Source organism: Agriterribacter sp., assembly GCF_035444585.1.
Classification (GTDB): domain Bacteria; phylum Bacteroidota; class Bacteroidia; order Chitinophagales; family Chitinophagaceae; genus Agriterribacter.
Window position 1 is genome coordinate 1 of the sequence record NZ_DAOMOZ010000033.1, and the last position, 12,545, is coordinate 12,545.

The 12,545-nt window shown below is 43.4% G+C and carries 13 protein-coding genes; 2 read left to right on the top strand and 11 right to left on the bottom strand.

The features are described from left to right. From PLH26_RS05615 to PLH26_RS05625, 3 genes are all read right to left on the bottom strand, one after another. On the bottom strand, positions 1–2,136 hold a 2,136-nt coding region (locus PLH26_RS05615), incomplete at its 3' end, for a HEAT repeat domain-containing protein (protein WP_324585015.1). 43 nt (positions 2,137–2,179) lie between these two features. Further along, complete coding sequence (locus PLH26_RS05620) at positions 2,180–3,457, bottom strand: Gfo/Idh/MocA family oxidoreductase (RefSeq protein ID WP_324585016.1); 1,278 nt, start codon at positions 3,455–3,457, stop codon at positions 2,180–2,182. A 251-nt stretch (positions 3,458–3,708) separates the two neighbouring features. Continuing rightward, positions 3,709–4,386 (bottom strand): HAD family hydrolase, encoded by a 678-nt coding sequence (locus tag PLH26_RS05625; RefSeq protein ID WP_324585017.1) that lies wholly within the window; start codon positions 4,384–4,386, stop codon positions 3,709–3,711. Positions 4,387–5,158: 772 nt separating this feature from the next. On the opposite strand from PLH26_RS05625, the gene PLH26_RS05630 reads away from it, so the two are divergent. Together PLH26_RS05630 and PLH26_RS05635 are read left to right on the top strand one after the other, a co-directional pair. Beyond that, positions 5,159–5,422, top strand: coding sequence for a hypothetical protein (locus PLH26_RS05630; protein WP_324585018.1), 264 nt, complete (start codon positions 5,159–5,161; stop codon positions 5,420–5,422). Positions 5,423–5,570: 148 nt separating this feature from the next. Beyond that, positions 5,571–7,040, top strand: a complete 1,470-nt coding sequence (locus PLH26_RS05635; protein ID WP_324585019.1) for an ATP-binding cassette domain-containing protein — start codon at positions 5,571–5,573, stop codon at positions 7,038–7,040. Between the two features lie 504 nt (positions 7,041–7,544). Here PLH26_RS05635 and PLH26_RS05640 read toward each other — a convergent pair. The 8 genes from PLH26_RS05640 to PLH26_RS05675 form a co-directional block, all read right to left on the bottom strand. Next, a complete protein-coding gene (locus tag PLH26_RS05640; protein WP_324585020.1) occupies positions 7,545–7,994 on the bottom strand; it encodes an RES family NAD+ phosphorylase in 450 nt (149 codons plus the stop codon). Further along, the gene (gene parS / locus PLH26_RS05645; RefSeq protein ID WP_324585021.1) at positions 7,991–8,440 is read right to left on the bottom strand and encodes a type II RES/Xre toxin-antitoxin system antitoxin; all 450 of its coding nucleotides are present in this window, start codon (positions 8,438–8,440) and stop codon (positions 7,991–7,993) included. The genes PLH26_RS05640 and parS overlap by 4 nt, the downstream gene beginning before the upstream one ends. A 137-nt stretch (positions 8,441–8,577) precedes the next feature. Beyond that, the gene (locus PLH26_RS05650; RefSeq protein ID WP_324585022.1) at positions 8,578–9,129 is read right to left on the bottom strand and encodes a hypothetical protein; all 552 of its coding nucleotides are present in this window, start codon (positions 9,127–9,129) and stop codon (positions 8,578–8,580) included. A gap of 101 nt (positions 9,130–9,230) precedes the next feature. Further along, complete coding sequence (locus tag PLH26_RS05655) at positions 9,231–9,725, bottom strand: copper resistance protein NlpE (RefSeq protein ID WP_324585023.1); 495 nt, start codon at positions 9,723–9,725, stop codon at positions 9,231–9,233. Positions 9,726–9,798: 73 nt separating this feature from the next. After that, a complete protein-coding gene (locus PLH26_RS05660) occupies positions 9,799–10,368 on the bottom strand; it encodes a DUF4097 family beta strand repeat-containing protein (RefSeq protein WP_324585024.1) in 570 nt (189 codons plus the stop codon). Between the two features lie 19 nt (positions 10,369–10,387). After that, positions 10,388–11,131, bottom strand: a complete 744-nt coding sequence (locus PLH26_RS05665; RefSeq protein ID WP_324585025.1) for a LytR/AlgR family response regulator transcription factor — start codon at positions 11,129–11,131, stop codon at positions 10,388–10,390. Further along, positions 11,128–12,159 (bottom strand): sensor histidine kinase, encoded by a 1,032-nt coding sequence (locus PLH26_RS05670; protein ID WP_324585026.1) that lies wholly within the window; start codon positions 12,157–12,159, stop codon positions 11,128–11,130. Before PLH26_RS05670 ends, PLH26_RS05665 begins: the two co-directional genes overlap by 4 nt. Before the next feature lie 9 nt (positions 12,160–12,168). Continuing rightward, positions 12,169–12,528, bottom strand: a complete 360-nt coding sequence (locus tag PLH26_RS05675) for a DUF4288 domain-containing protein (RefSeq protein WP_324585027.1) — start codon at positions 12,526–12,528, stop codon at positions 12,169–12,171. Positions 12,529–12,545 lie beyond the last annotated feature (17 nt).

Consider the following 12,545-nt stretch of genomic DNA (forward strand, 5'->3'; position numbering starts at 1 on the left):
AAGGGCTTCCTTTAAATACTGGCTTTCATTGCCGCTTCCCAGCACCGCTATGGTCTTTTCCAGCAAGTGTCTTACATTATCCCCATAAATGGATTTGTCGTCCAAAGCAATGTCCATCACCGCCGACCCGGCCTCCCGCTGCAAGGCAGGGTCATCTAAAAAGTTCCCGGCGTATAACAATGCAGGAAATGTTTTGCATTTTCCCACTTCGTTCAAAATATCCTTTTTTTGATCCACATTGCGGGCAAAATCCATGGCATTGCGCAGCAAAATGAGTTTTTGAGCTCCTGTATTTTTGGAAATGCTGATCTGTTTTATAAAGCCGTCTACAGCTTCAGGCGCCACAGCCCCTTTGCCTTCCTGTTGCAGGATCTGGTATAGCTGCGTGGTAGCCAGCCCACCCTTCCAGTTGGAGAGTGCCGCAATAACAGCTGCTTTGGTTTGGGCATTGCCCCCGGTAAAGGCGTTGACCACGGTGCTCAGTCCTTTTTTGCCGCCAATACCGGCCAATACATTGTAAAAAAGTGGTTTTTTTTCTGCCGGAGCCTTTCTTTCCCGGGCTAAAACAACGCTGCCTGCCTGTTCTGGATTTTTTATGTAGCTTAACGCGGAAACCAGCAATTCCTGCATATCGGCAATATCGCCGGCACTTTTGGCCGACAGCAGCAACGATGTCAACTGGGGAAGCTGAACCGGCGAGACCATCTTTTTCAAAGCCTGGCGGGCCGACTTGCTCACTATGGCATCGGAGCTGTTAACGAAAGACAATACTTCCTTTATTTTCCCCCGGGCCCCTCTTTCTCCTAATATTTCTATTAATGCTGCTTTCCCGGCCGGTGATGCAGTTGCCAGCGCTTCACTTACATCAGGTACCAGCTTATCTCCTTTTACAGATAAAAGTGCCGTTTGTACGGCCTCTATTTCTACAGCATCGCCATTCTTCAGTATATTCAGCAAAGCCGGTGAGGTTTCCTGCCCACCAATTTTAGCTGCAGCCGTTATGGCCGCCAGGCGAACACCCGGATCGCTGCTTTGCAATGATTGAAGGGCAAGCGGTAAAGCCGTGGACATTGCTTTATCGCCAAACATTTTAAGTATTCCGGCCTGAGCGGCATAATCGGATCTATTAAAAGTCTTTATCCACTGTGCCGAGTTGGTTTCATTAAGGTAGGGAAGAGCATATTTCAACGCAGCGGCACGGTACTCGCCATTTTTGTCTTTCATGGCTTTGGTTAACAGTTCCATGCTGTTTCCGCCCTGAATATCCGTTAATAACTGTAGAGCTGCTGTGCGGGTATGTACCTGATCTGAAGCCTTTTTCAATAATTTTTTTGCTGCTTTTTCGGCTTCCCCGGTATGCCCATTGGCTCTTAATTGATCAAGATATAATAAATAGGAGGCGGTGGCATCTGTTATGTCATAGCTGTAGCCGCTTTTGGCAGCCGCGCCTTTCAGCACCTTTAATGAGGAAGGATCGCCGATGCTGGCCAGGGTATATAAAGACACTTTGACCAGGTTGGGATCATTGCTTTTAACCAGGGCCGAAACCGGTTGCACCGCAACGCTGTACCGGGTGTCGCCCAGCGCCTGAACAAGCGACAACCGGGCATTACCCGTGGCTTCGGGCAATGCCTGCAATAAGGCATTTTTGGAAGCTTCGGTATTGATATTGGCTAAAGCCCTTGCTGCCGCATCGGAAAGCCTTTCATCCTGCAGGTAAACTTGCAGGTAAGCTACCGCATCATCCTTGCCCACATGTTCCAGCTGAGCAATGATGAACAGTTTCGCTTCTTTATCGGATAGTTTTGGAAGCGCCGCCCCGTATGCTTTAACTGCCATCCGGCGCCAGTTTTCTTTGCCCGGCTCACTGGCAGAAAATGAAAACCCGTTAATAGCATAGTGGAGTCTGGTATGGTCACCCGGGGTATTTAAACGGGTAACCAATTCTGTTAAGCCATCTTCTCCCAAACTGGCTACGGCCTGAGTATTGGCCTTTAATTCTGTTGGATCTTCTGCAGGGATTTTTGCCAGCAGGTCGGCGATTTTAGTAGTAACCGTGCGGTTATCATCGGTTTGCGCAGCAGCCGTATGCAGCATACCGAGAAAAAAAAGAAATGTGATTATTGTTTGTCGCATGTAAGTGAAAATTGTCTTTGTTTAATATTTTAATACCTCCTTTTTACATAAACCAGGGTTCACGCAAAGGCGGATTGAGCAGGCGATTCGCCCCTTCATCATTTATAAACGCCTGCTTTACCGGGTCATATTTCAGGGAACGACCCAACTGGAGGGCAATTTTACCCAAATTCACTATAGTTGCAGAACGATGTCCGTTGGATTCATTCAACGCGAATTTTTTTCTATTCTTCACGGCATCCACAAAATCGGTTACCTGCGGCAACGGATCAGGAAATGCTGCCAGCTTCCTTTCCAGATCGGGAATATCTGAGCGGAACCCCGGGTATAGCTTTCCTTTTGGACCTTCGATATAGGCGGCATTTTCTTCGGTGCCGGCTCCGTCAAGAATGATCTGGCATCCGTCTTCATAAGTATAGCTTATTTTGCGCCAGGTGCCCACTGCATCATCGTGCTGTTGCGGGGCATCTACCTCTACCAGCGCCGGGCTTGTATCGTCTTTGCCCAGAAAATACTGAACAGGATCTATATAGTGCTGCCCCATATCACCCAGTCCGCCCCCGTCATAATCCCAGTAACCGCGGAAAGTAGTATGCACGCGATGCGGATTGTAAGGTTTATATGGGGCAGGACCGAGCCACCTGTCGTAATCCAGCTCTTTTGGTATAGGCTCCGGCTCCAGGTGCGTTTTGCCAACCCAGTAAAATTTCCAGTCGAAACCGGTATGCCTGCTTATGGTAACTTTTAATGGCCAACCCAGCAACCCGCTTTCCACTAATTTTTTAATGGGCTTTACTGTAGTTCCCATTCCGTAAAAATTATCTGAAAAGCGGAACCAGGTATTCAAACGAAATATGCGGCCATGCTGCTGCACGGCTTCCACCAGTCGTTTGCCTTCTCCGATGGTACGCGTCATGGGCTTTTCGCACCAGATGTCTTTGCCGGCGCGTGCCGCATCGGCAGCAATAATACCATGCCAGTGCGGAGGCGTGGCAATATGCACAATGTCTACCTCAGGCAGGGTGATCAGCTCGCGGTAATCCCTGAAGGTCTTTACACCCTTGCCGCCATCCAGCGCATCTAAGGCCAGTTGAATGTGCCGTGTATCTACATCGCACACAGCCACCGTTTTTGTGCCTGCATATGCAAAATGCCCGCGGCCCATGCCTCCCACGCCTACAACAGCTTTTGTAAGTGTATCGCTGGGTGCCAGGTAACCGGTGCCGCCTAATACATGCCTGGGAACAATGGTAAATGCCGCTAAGGCACCTATTGAGTTTTTCAGGAACAGGCGCCTTGAGTTTTTTTGTTTTGACTTCATATTGGTTGATGAAAAGTTTACTGAGGAAAGTTCTAAAGTACAAATTATTATATTAAAACCGGGGCACAAACGCTTTAACAATGGCATAAGGCTTAACCATCAGTATTTCGTAACGGCAAAGAGAGAAAAGATGCTGAAGTGTGGGGGCAGTGGCAAAAAACCAGCAAGAATGTTTTTGAAATTTTATTTTTGGTGCCTTTTTTGCCGATGATGAATCGAAAAAAACTGCAACATTTACGTTGACAATCCGATCAAAACGATTGCGCTTTTGCCAGCTTTTGGATCAACGCATTTGAATACTTTTCTGTAAACAGAACAACATTGGGGTATTGCACAAACTCATCTTTGTGGTGCATAGTAGTAAGCACTACAGCCTGCATGCCTGCATTCAATGCAGCTTCCACCCCTTTTGGGGCATCCTCGAATACAAGACAATCTTGAGGCGCTGTTTGCAACAGGTCGGCCGCCTTTAAATAGGTTTCCGGATCCGGCTTGCTTCGTTTTACGTCATTTGCACTTACTATAGCAGAAAAATATTTCCGGAGGTGAAGATTATCTAAAACAAAATCAATATTAAATGGTATAGCCGCTGAACCTATCGCCATAGGGATATGCCTTTGGCGTGCGGTTTCAAGAAAACCGTCCAGCCCTTCAATAAGCTTTAAATGCGGCAGGTAGGCCGACTGGTACCTTTTTTCTTTTTCAAGCGATAAGCGGTCTGCCTCTTCCACTGAAAAATGACCTTTCCCAAATATGCGGTCCATTACTTCGCTATTCTTGCCGTACATCTGAACTTTTACCTGCTCCTCACTTAGCCCTGCTCCAAGTTCATCATTCAGCAAGTGATACCAGGCTTTTACATGAAAAGCCATATCATCTATCATAGTGCCGTTCAAATCAAAAATAAAAGCTTCTGCTGCCTTGACCATTGCTGCGATTTTATAAATGGTGATACATGCCCGAACAGCAAAAATCGGACTTCCTCACCATAAAAATTATTATTTTCATTTTATGCATTTTGCTTTCATCCTAAAATTACAGATCAGTCTCCCGCGCATGATGTTCCATTATTCTAAAGGAAAGCGCTTGCTGTAGCCATTGATTGCATCATTTTGGCGGCAGGCGCATTAAATTATTTCCCGGGCAGAGAGTACCGAAACCCGAAAAAAAGGAAACGGAGCCTGATGGGATGGATTTATACGTCTCCGCAGATGTATGAGGCGGTTTATGAAACCGATTTTGATAACCGCAACTTCAGCTGTAAAATTTTTATCTGACAGATTACGGGTTAATAAACAAGAAAAGAACAAAAAAACTTAAAAAAACGGGCTTTTTGCTTTAAACCGAATAAACCGAAATATACGGATCACCTTAAAACTTTCCTTAATCTTATGCCGGATCATGAAAAATTATTAAACAAACTATAATATATAAATATTTTTATAATGTTTAACTGTCCTCATTTACACAGTTAAAATTAATTTCACGGGAAATCCTGACCAACAAGCCATTTTAGGTTTTTGGTGAAGTGTATTTCCTGTAAATTTGTGCAAGTGAACTGGTCAGTATCCTATGAACCTCGAACATCCAAATGACAGACCGGTTCTTCTAACACCATTATTTTCTGGCTACTGCAACCTCATTAGTATTTCTAACATACCCATTAATTCTGCATTGATCAGATTTAAAATTTGAAATGTTATGTATTCGTATGCTTTGCTGGAAAAAGAATGTTATTATCTTATTGAGGAAAAAGAAGGTGCGCCTATTGTCCTTATCAGGATAATGCTCGAATCCGATCATTGCCTGTTCATAACGCGGTATGGTGAAACCGAAATAACAGAATGGAAACGAAAATCGGATCCTATTTTTGAGATCATTGAACTGCTTGATGACAAAGCAGTGAAAGAATGGGAATCATCGTACTATAATAATGAAGATGCATATTATGAGGATGACGATTAAGGGGAGGTGGTGAAATAGTGAATGGTGAATTGTGAAGGGTGAATAGTGAGGCGCACCCCCTGCAACCTGCACAACTTGCAACCTGCAACTTGTAACCCTGTAACCTGCACCCTGCAACCCAAAAACTTACGATCAACCAGACAACAGAATGGCTTTTCCTTTTTTACAACTTAACCAGTTAACGGTTCAACTCAACGGCAGGAAGATAATTGACCATGTTGATCTTACCATACAAAACAATGAGCAATGGGCTATAACAGGTCCATCGGGTAGCGGAAAAACAATTCTGGCACATACGCTCGCGGGCCGACATTATTATTCGGGCAGCATTATTTTTAACGGTCAAACAGCCAGACGACCGTATATTGCCGTAGTTGAGCAACAGCATCGTTTTAAGAATCTTTCCGGCACGTCCGACTTTTATTACCAGCAGCGGTACAATGCATCAGACGCAGAAAACACCATCACGGTTGCTGAAAAACTGGATATAGGCAATCGTCCGCATGCAACGCTCACCTCAGGAATTGCCTTAGCGGATCTGCCCTCACTGGTGCATATAGAACATATTCTGCAGGAACCATTGATACAATTATCAAACGGCGAAAACAAACGGCTTCAAATTGCTATGGCAATACTCAGCGAACCTCAACTGCTGATACTGGATAATCCTTTTGTTGGACTTGATACAGAAGGCAGGTCAATGCTTAACGGTGTCATTAACACTTTGAACAATGCGGGCATAAAAATAATATTAATCACATCCGCCACCGAAATACCGGATAGTATAACACATATTGCTATAATAGAAAACGGGAAACTGGTAGCATCGCTTCCAAAAAAAGATTTCAGCACCGGTAAACATATGTATCCTGCAGGCTTTCGTATTGATCAAACCATTTTACAAACATTACATCAACCCCTGGAAAACAATTTTGAATATGCTGTAAAAATGGTAAATGTAAATGTGCAGTATGGCAACAGGAGCATTTTAAGAAACATCAGCTGGGAGGTAAAAAAAGGGGAGCACTGGAGTGTATCGGGGCCCAACGGCGCCGGTAAATCCACATTACTGAGCTTAATAACCGGAGACAATACGAAAGCCTACGCCAATGAAATTTACCTGTTCGACAGGCGAAGGGGCAGTGGCGAGAGCATTTGGGACATTAAAAGAAAGATCGGCTATGTATCGCCCGAAATGCATTTATATTTCGATTATACGGCCACCTGTTTTGAGGCCGTGGCATCCGGACTTTTCGATTCTATCGGCTTGTTCAGGACTTTAACAGCAGCGCAGCACAGCCAGGTAAACCGGTGGATTGCCCTATTTCATTTAAAAGCTGTTGAAAATAAATTGCTGTCGCTGCTTTCTGCAGGAGAGCAACGACTTGTTTTGCTGGCCCGCGCACTGGTAAAAAATCCTCCCTTGCTGATTTTGGATGAACCCTGCCAGGGGCTAGACCAAGAGCATATTCAGCAATTCCGTGGAATCATTGATGATATATGCCGGATGTTTGATACAACCCTGTTGTATGTAAGTCATTATAAAGAAGAAATACCGGATTGCATAACACGATTTATGCAGATAGACGAAGGCAAAGCCTCTTTTGTTGACGTATGATAATAGTAAACCGGATAGATGATGCCTGTATAGTGAAAAGCGAGGGCCCCGGCCGCCCCTGTCTCACTTCTCGCGTTTCACATTTCCCAAAATAGCTGCAAAGCAAGATCGGCTGATCGAAACATAATGCATAAAAATCGAAGAAAAACCTATGGCCGGCGAATAGGTTATGCAACGGCTGAAACATTGATCATCTTTGTATCGTCAACTTGCTACGCTTTTAATCCCAATCCCCGGAAAGACCTTAGAAACCCTTAATTCAATACTTATAGAATAGCTGATCCTATCCCCTGAACCAAACCTAAAAATCCTGATCCTTTAGAAAGACAAATTTTTCCCAACTTTCAATTTCTATGAACCCTGCAAGCATCCAGTAAACATGAAAATCACCAAAGCCAGGAAATGTTATTGCAGCCCATTTAACGATACACTAGCACACCTCTGATCAAAGAATTATTAAACCGGACGCTACCGTCCGGTTTTTTGTATTTTAGGTTGTCTATATCATTTAAAAAGCCTTGCATCAAATTCAAAAAAAAGAGCAGATGCTACAGCTACTCTTTTGAAATCAGGATGGGCAGGATTTATCAGTATATTATATTCCTGGGGAATAATAGCGGAAGGCAATTTTAACAACAACGATTCGCCGGAGGCTAACCAGGAATCGCCTATAAAACGGCAATACTCAATATCTGGCTGCCAGCTTTTTTTCAGGCTGGCATTTGACAATGCTTTTAATGGCACATCCGGGACTTCTATAGTTACTAATATATTCGCCTTTATTTCATCATAACCGGCCTTATGAATAAACAATTCAAGCAATGACAAAGAAACAGAGCAGCTACAGTATAACACCGCATTGCCTTTACTGTTCCACCGGCCACCATAACGACGCGCTCCTTCGCCTGAAATATCAGCACTGTATTTTTCCGAGGTAAACCTGTACAGAATCATATAAATATACCCTGTTGAATACGATCCATTTCTTCAATTAAAAGCTGTATACCCTTTGTAGAAGTAAGCGCGCTAAAACCGAGCTTAATACCCAATATGTTTTTTTCCCGCTTCAGCCAACGGTAAAAAGCATCCATATCCGTAAAGGTTTCCCTTCCCAAATCAATCAGTTCGCCGATATGTAAAATGCGATCGGCGTAAATACCTTCAAAAAAAGAATTGTCCCTGGCGTACCGCTGAAGCGTTTTTTCGGAAAGATGCAGTATAGCCCCCCATTCCCTCTGCGTGAAAGGAGCAAACGCAGCTATCTTTTCAAACTTTTTATAAGAAAAGCCGTCCGTAACCGGCAACATGTGCACGTTCCCATATACGGCTAAGGGTTCCTCAACCTTAGATTCAAAGTCTTCGGGTTTATCCTTTACCGGCTTCTTCTTCTTTCGTTTCATATAGCGTCATTTATTACTCTAATATACGACAATTGTCTTAAAAATATTTTAATTGTTATGCCTGGTTATTAAAAACTAAAAGCCGCTGCCAACCGGCAACAGCTTCTCTGATTGAACAATATGTTTTAATGTTTCAACTAAAAGTTGAACCCTAATCTAAGTCCCAGTAAACCTATTTTAGTATCTGAGTCTTTGAGATGAGCAGCTTCATAACGGATACCCGCTTCAAATTTTCCCAGGTTAACGCCTACGGAAGGTGCGAAGGTAAAACCGCCGTCTTTTTCTTTAACGATTTCATCGCTTTCGCTGGAAGGATCGGCAGAGTAAAAGGTATAAGCCGCATAGCCCGCCTCTCCCATAACAAAAAACTTCCCGGCAAAAATGTATTTGTATCCGAGTTTTAACGGGATGTGGCTGCCCACTTTGATATCTTCTTCACTAACCGATTTGGGCATTACCAGCAGTGCCCCGGGTGTAAAGGTTACATATCCCGGCCCGGCTTTATAAGCGAACCGCAAACTGAGCCCGAATTCGGAGCTGAAAACCTCTTTGAAATTGGTGTCGCCCAGCAGGGGACCACCTTCAAAACCAAAACCAAAACTGAAAGGTTTACCGTCTTTCTGTGCGTAAACCTGGCTTACATAAAGCGTTGATAAAGCAATAGCAAAGAGTAGAATTACTTTTTTCATAGAATGATTTATCACATAACGGTTATGCAACAGGAAGATTGTGTAAACAGCAAGGTCTGCAGGCACCTAATGCCTAATTGTAAGCCCCGAGAGAAAGATGATTATTTTTTCTTCAATGTATAATTTAAGGAGGATTGTATCCTGTTTTGCTCTTTATCCAGCATCACAATGGTTGCTTCGTCTTCTTTCAAATAGTATTTGGATTCTTCCGGCCTGTCATAATTCAAGAAAAACACATCTGCTTCTTTATCTGTTTTTATCCCTTTTAATACATCCCACCTGCCTTTGCTGGTAAATGTAGTATCGCCGGTGTTTACACCCAGGTAAGTTTCTTTCAGAATATAACTGTTATTATCTGCATTAGCCACATCCTGGTATAATGTTAATTCAGTTTTTATGCCTGCGCAATCCGCACATGGCAATACGCCTTCAAATACACCAACAAGCATTCTTGTGGCATCGGGCTCGCCGGGGATCCTGGTTTTTACAGCGAGAGCGGAATCTATATTTGATTTTGTAACGGGAGTGCTGTCAGGACGGCTATTGCATGCAACAAACAACATTATGACACAAACAGGCAGCAATATTCGTTTCATGGTTACATATCTTTTGCTAAAGATAAAAAAACTAAGCAGATACGCTGGCGCTGCACAAAATATTCTGAAAAATTTATGCGAAATAATACCTCTCGTTCTGCGGATAAAACTTCCACTTTACTTCTCCTATATGCGTATGCGCTTTTATGCTGCTGCCATTATAAAATTTAAAAAACTGGTAATTTTCATACCCCGATCTTGATTGTATACAGGATTGATCCTCTGAGTCAATATATATGTCGCCGGAAATCACTTCCAGGTTTGCTTTTTCACGTACAAAAAGCTTATCAAGATGAGCATAAACATCGCCCAGCCAGTTTTTCGTTCTCAGTTTTTTGTATGATCCCGATACCGTGAGGCTACCTGTAACCTGCCGGAAATTCACAACACTTTCATCGGGCACATACATTTTTATTTTTATGGTATCGCTTTTGGCCAATATTGCCGGGAACAACTGATTTGATATTGTTACACGCCCGTCTTTAAGCATCAGTTCAGGAACAATATCCATATTGCTGATGGCACCGGCATCAATTTTAACACTAAGTTCCGGATGTGTGTACAATTCAAAAGAGCCGCTCCACAACCTGATATCAACGGGAGTATGTTTGGTTAAATTGATTTGTTGAATACTTTCTTTCATTTTGAATCATTTAAATATTTTACAATCCCAGCACCATTTTCAGTTTCAGGTATCCTGTTTTGCTTACCGGCACCTTCAGTCCGGAATGCAATACGGCAACATAGTTTTCTTTTTCGTAGGGATCGAGCCGGGTAACCTGTTGTATGTTAACAATGTAAGAACGATGGGTACGCACAAACTGGCGGGCATCCAGCAACTGTTCAAAATATTGCATGGTTTTATTTTTCAGGTGCGTGCCCGATGCTGTATGTATTTTTACATAATCGTCTGCAGCTTCAAAGTATTGTATATCGTGTACGGGTATAATTTTTATCTTGCCATTGCTCTTTACCACTACACGGTTTTGCTGAAGTGGCGTTCGGGCGGCGGTTTCCAGCAATGCAGGCGAAAATACGGCACCCGTGCTGCCGGTTTGCTGCGACAACCATTTCTGAAGCGCCTTATCGAACCGCTCCTTACTGTAAGGCTTCAGCAGGTAATCTGCTGCATGCGCTTCAAATGCACGGATAGCATATTCATCAAAAGCAGTTGTAAAAATAACAGCCGGCGGCCTTTCAATCAGTTCCAGCATTTCAAATCCATTGATCTTCGGCATTTGTATATCCAGGAAAATAAGATCGGGCTGGTGCTGCATAACCGCCTTCACTCCCTCAAATCCATCGCGGCATTCTTCCAGCACTTCAATCTGCGCATAGTCATGCAGGTATTCTTTTACTATGCTTCTTGCCAATGGTTCATCATCTATTATGAGCACTTTGATCATTGCTGGGGGATTTTTATTTGTGTAATAAAAATATTTCCCGTTGTAGAAGTATTGAGAAGGTCATTCCTGGCGAACAGGAGTGATAATCTTCTCTGTACAGAACGCAACCCGAAGCCGGTTCCCTTTCCGGGCTGCGAAATTTCGGGATCAAAAGGATTTTTTACGGTTACTGCAAGCATTTGATTTTCCATAGCGCAATCTATGCTTATGGTAATATCATCTACGGTATCGTATAATCCAAACTTAATGGCATTTTCAACAATGGGTTGAAGCAGCATAGCCGGCAATTGCGCAGATAATGCGGAAGCCCCGCTCCTGATGTCGGTTGCCAGCCGGTGCCCAAACCTTACTTTTTCTATATCCAGATACAGTTCAAGGTATTGAAGCTCCTCGGAAAGTATTATCCACATGTGCTCTTCTTTTTTAAGGGTGCTCCTCAAATAGTCTGATAGCTGCTGGATCATTTTCCTCGCTTCGGCCGGCTTACTGATCACAAGAGCGCTGATGGAATTTAAGCTGTTAAAAAGAAAGTGAGGCTGTAACTGCTGGCGCAGCTTATACAATTCCGCATCCCTGGCAATTTTCTCCGATTCATTTTTTCTCCTTTCCTGTTCTTTTTGTTCTTCGAGCGTATACCATAGTACACTGATCAATGTAACACATCCCGAAACAAGCATTGCAATAGCAAGCCGTATGGGCACAGACTCGCTAAAAGTGCTCACAGTAAACGGGTCGGCAACATAAGACAGCACCACTTTTGTACAACCCAGCCATAACAGGGCAAAACCGATACACATCAGAAAAAGATAGGTAAACGATTCTTTACGCGGCAGGTAAAACCTGAGGCTGGTTATGATAAGCAGCGACATCCCGGCAAGGAGTATATTGCAAACGGCACTATCAAGCCACGACGCCTCAAAACCATAGCCCCATTCCTGCAATACCCACGCATGTATGGCAGACCAAATGATCCAGAATACCGCAAAATAAAATTTATACCTGGTTATGGACAATACTGATGCTGGCACAACACTGATTTATAAGGGCTGCAAAAAATGCCGGGAGCTGTTCAATTGTAAATTTGCGGCTCGTTTATGGACGAGCTCGGCATACAAATCGCCGTTTTCTTTTTCCTCAATCCTGCTATACAATTCTGCCCCATCAATTAACCCGGCTATTTTGTGTAACTCAGCCACATTGATAAATTTCCATTGCACCAGTTTTTCCGATTGATTATAAAAACAGTCTTCTTCCTGCTTTCCGATAGCGGAAGCTTTTTTAAACGCTTCTTCATCATTGGATGCTACGATCAATCTCAGTTGTTCATCAAACTGTGCTGTATGATCTCCTTCACCACAAATAATACGGTATACAATTTTTGCGAGAAACCAGTTCATAAATTTCAATTTTGCAG

Excerpts from the sequence above, each read along its gene's own strand:
- PLH26_RS05620 (WP_324585016.1), bottom strand. The coding sequence starts at position 3,457 with ATGAAGTCAAAACAAAAAAACTCAAGGCGCCTGTTCCTGAAAAACTCA.
- PLH26_RS05625 (WP_324585017.1), bottom strand. The coding sequence starts at position 4,386 with ATGGTCAAGGCAGCAGAAGCTTTTATTTTTGATTTGAACGGCACTATG.
- PLH26_RS05630 (WP_324585018.1), top strand. The coding sequence starts at position 5,159 with ATGTATTCGTATGCTTTGCTGGAAAAAGAATGTTATTATCTTATTGAG.
- PLH26_RS05635 (WP_324585019.1), top strand. The coding sequence starts at position 5,571 with ATGGCTTTTCCTTTTTTACAACTTAACCAGTTAACGGTTCAACTCAAC.
- PLH26_RS05640 (WP_324585020.1), bottom strand. The coding sequence starts at position 7,994 with ATGATTCTGTACAGGTTTACCTCGGAAAAATACAGTGCTGATATTTCA.
- parS (WP_324585021.1), bottom strand. The coding sequence starts at position 8,440 with ATGAAACGAAAGAAGAAGAAGCCGGTAAAGGATAAACCCGAAGACTTT.
- PLH26_RS05650 (WP_324585022.1), bottom strand. The coding sequence starts at position 9,129 with ATGAAAAAAGTAATTCTACTCTTTGCTATTGCTTTATCAACGCTTTAT.
- PLH26_RS05655 (WP_324585023.1), bottom strand. The coding sequence starts at position 9,725 with ATGAAACGAATATTGCTGCCTGTTTGTGTCATAATGTTGTTTGTTGCA.
- PLH26_RS05660 (WP_324585024.1), bottom strand. The coding sequence starts at position 10,368 with ATGAAAGAAAGTATTCAACAAATCAATTTAACCAAACATACTCCCGTT.
- PLH26_RS05665 (WP_324585025.1), bottom strand. The coding sequence starts at position 11,131 with ATGATCAAAGTGCTCATAATAGATGATGAACCATTGGCAAGAAGCATA.
- PLH26_RS05675 (WP_324585027.1), bottom strand. The coding sequence starts at position 12,528 with ATGAACTGGTTTCTCGCAAAAATTGTATACCGTATTATTTGTGGTGAA.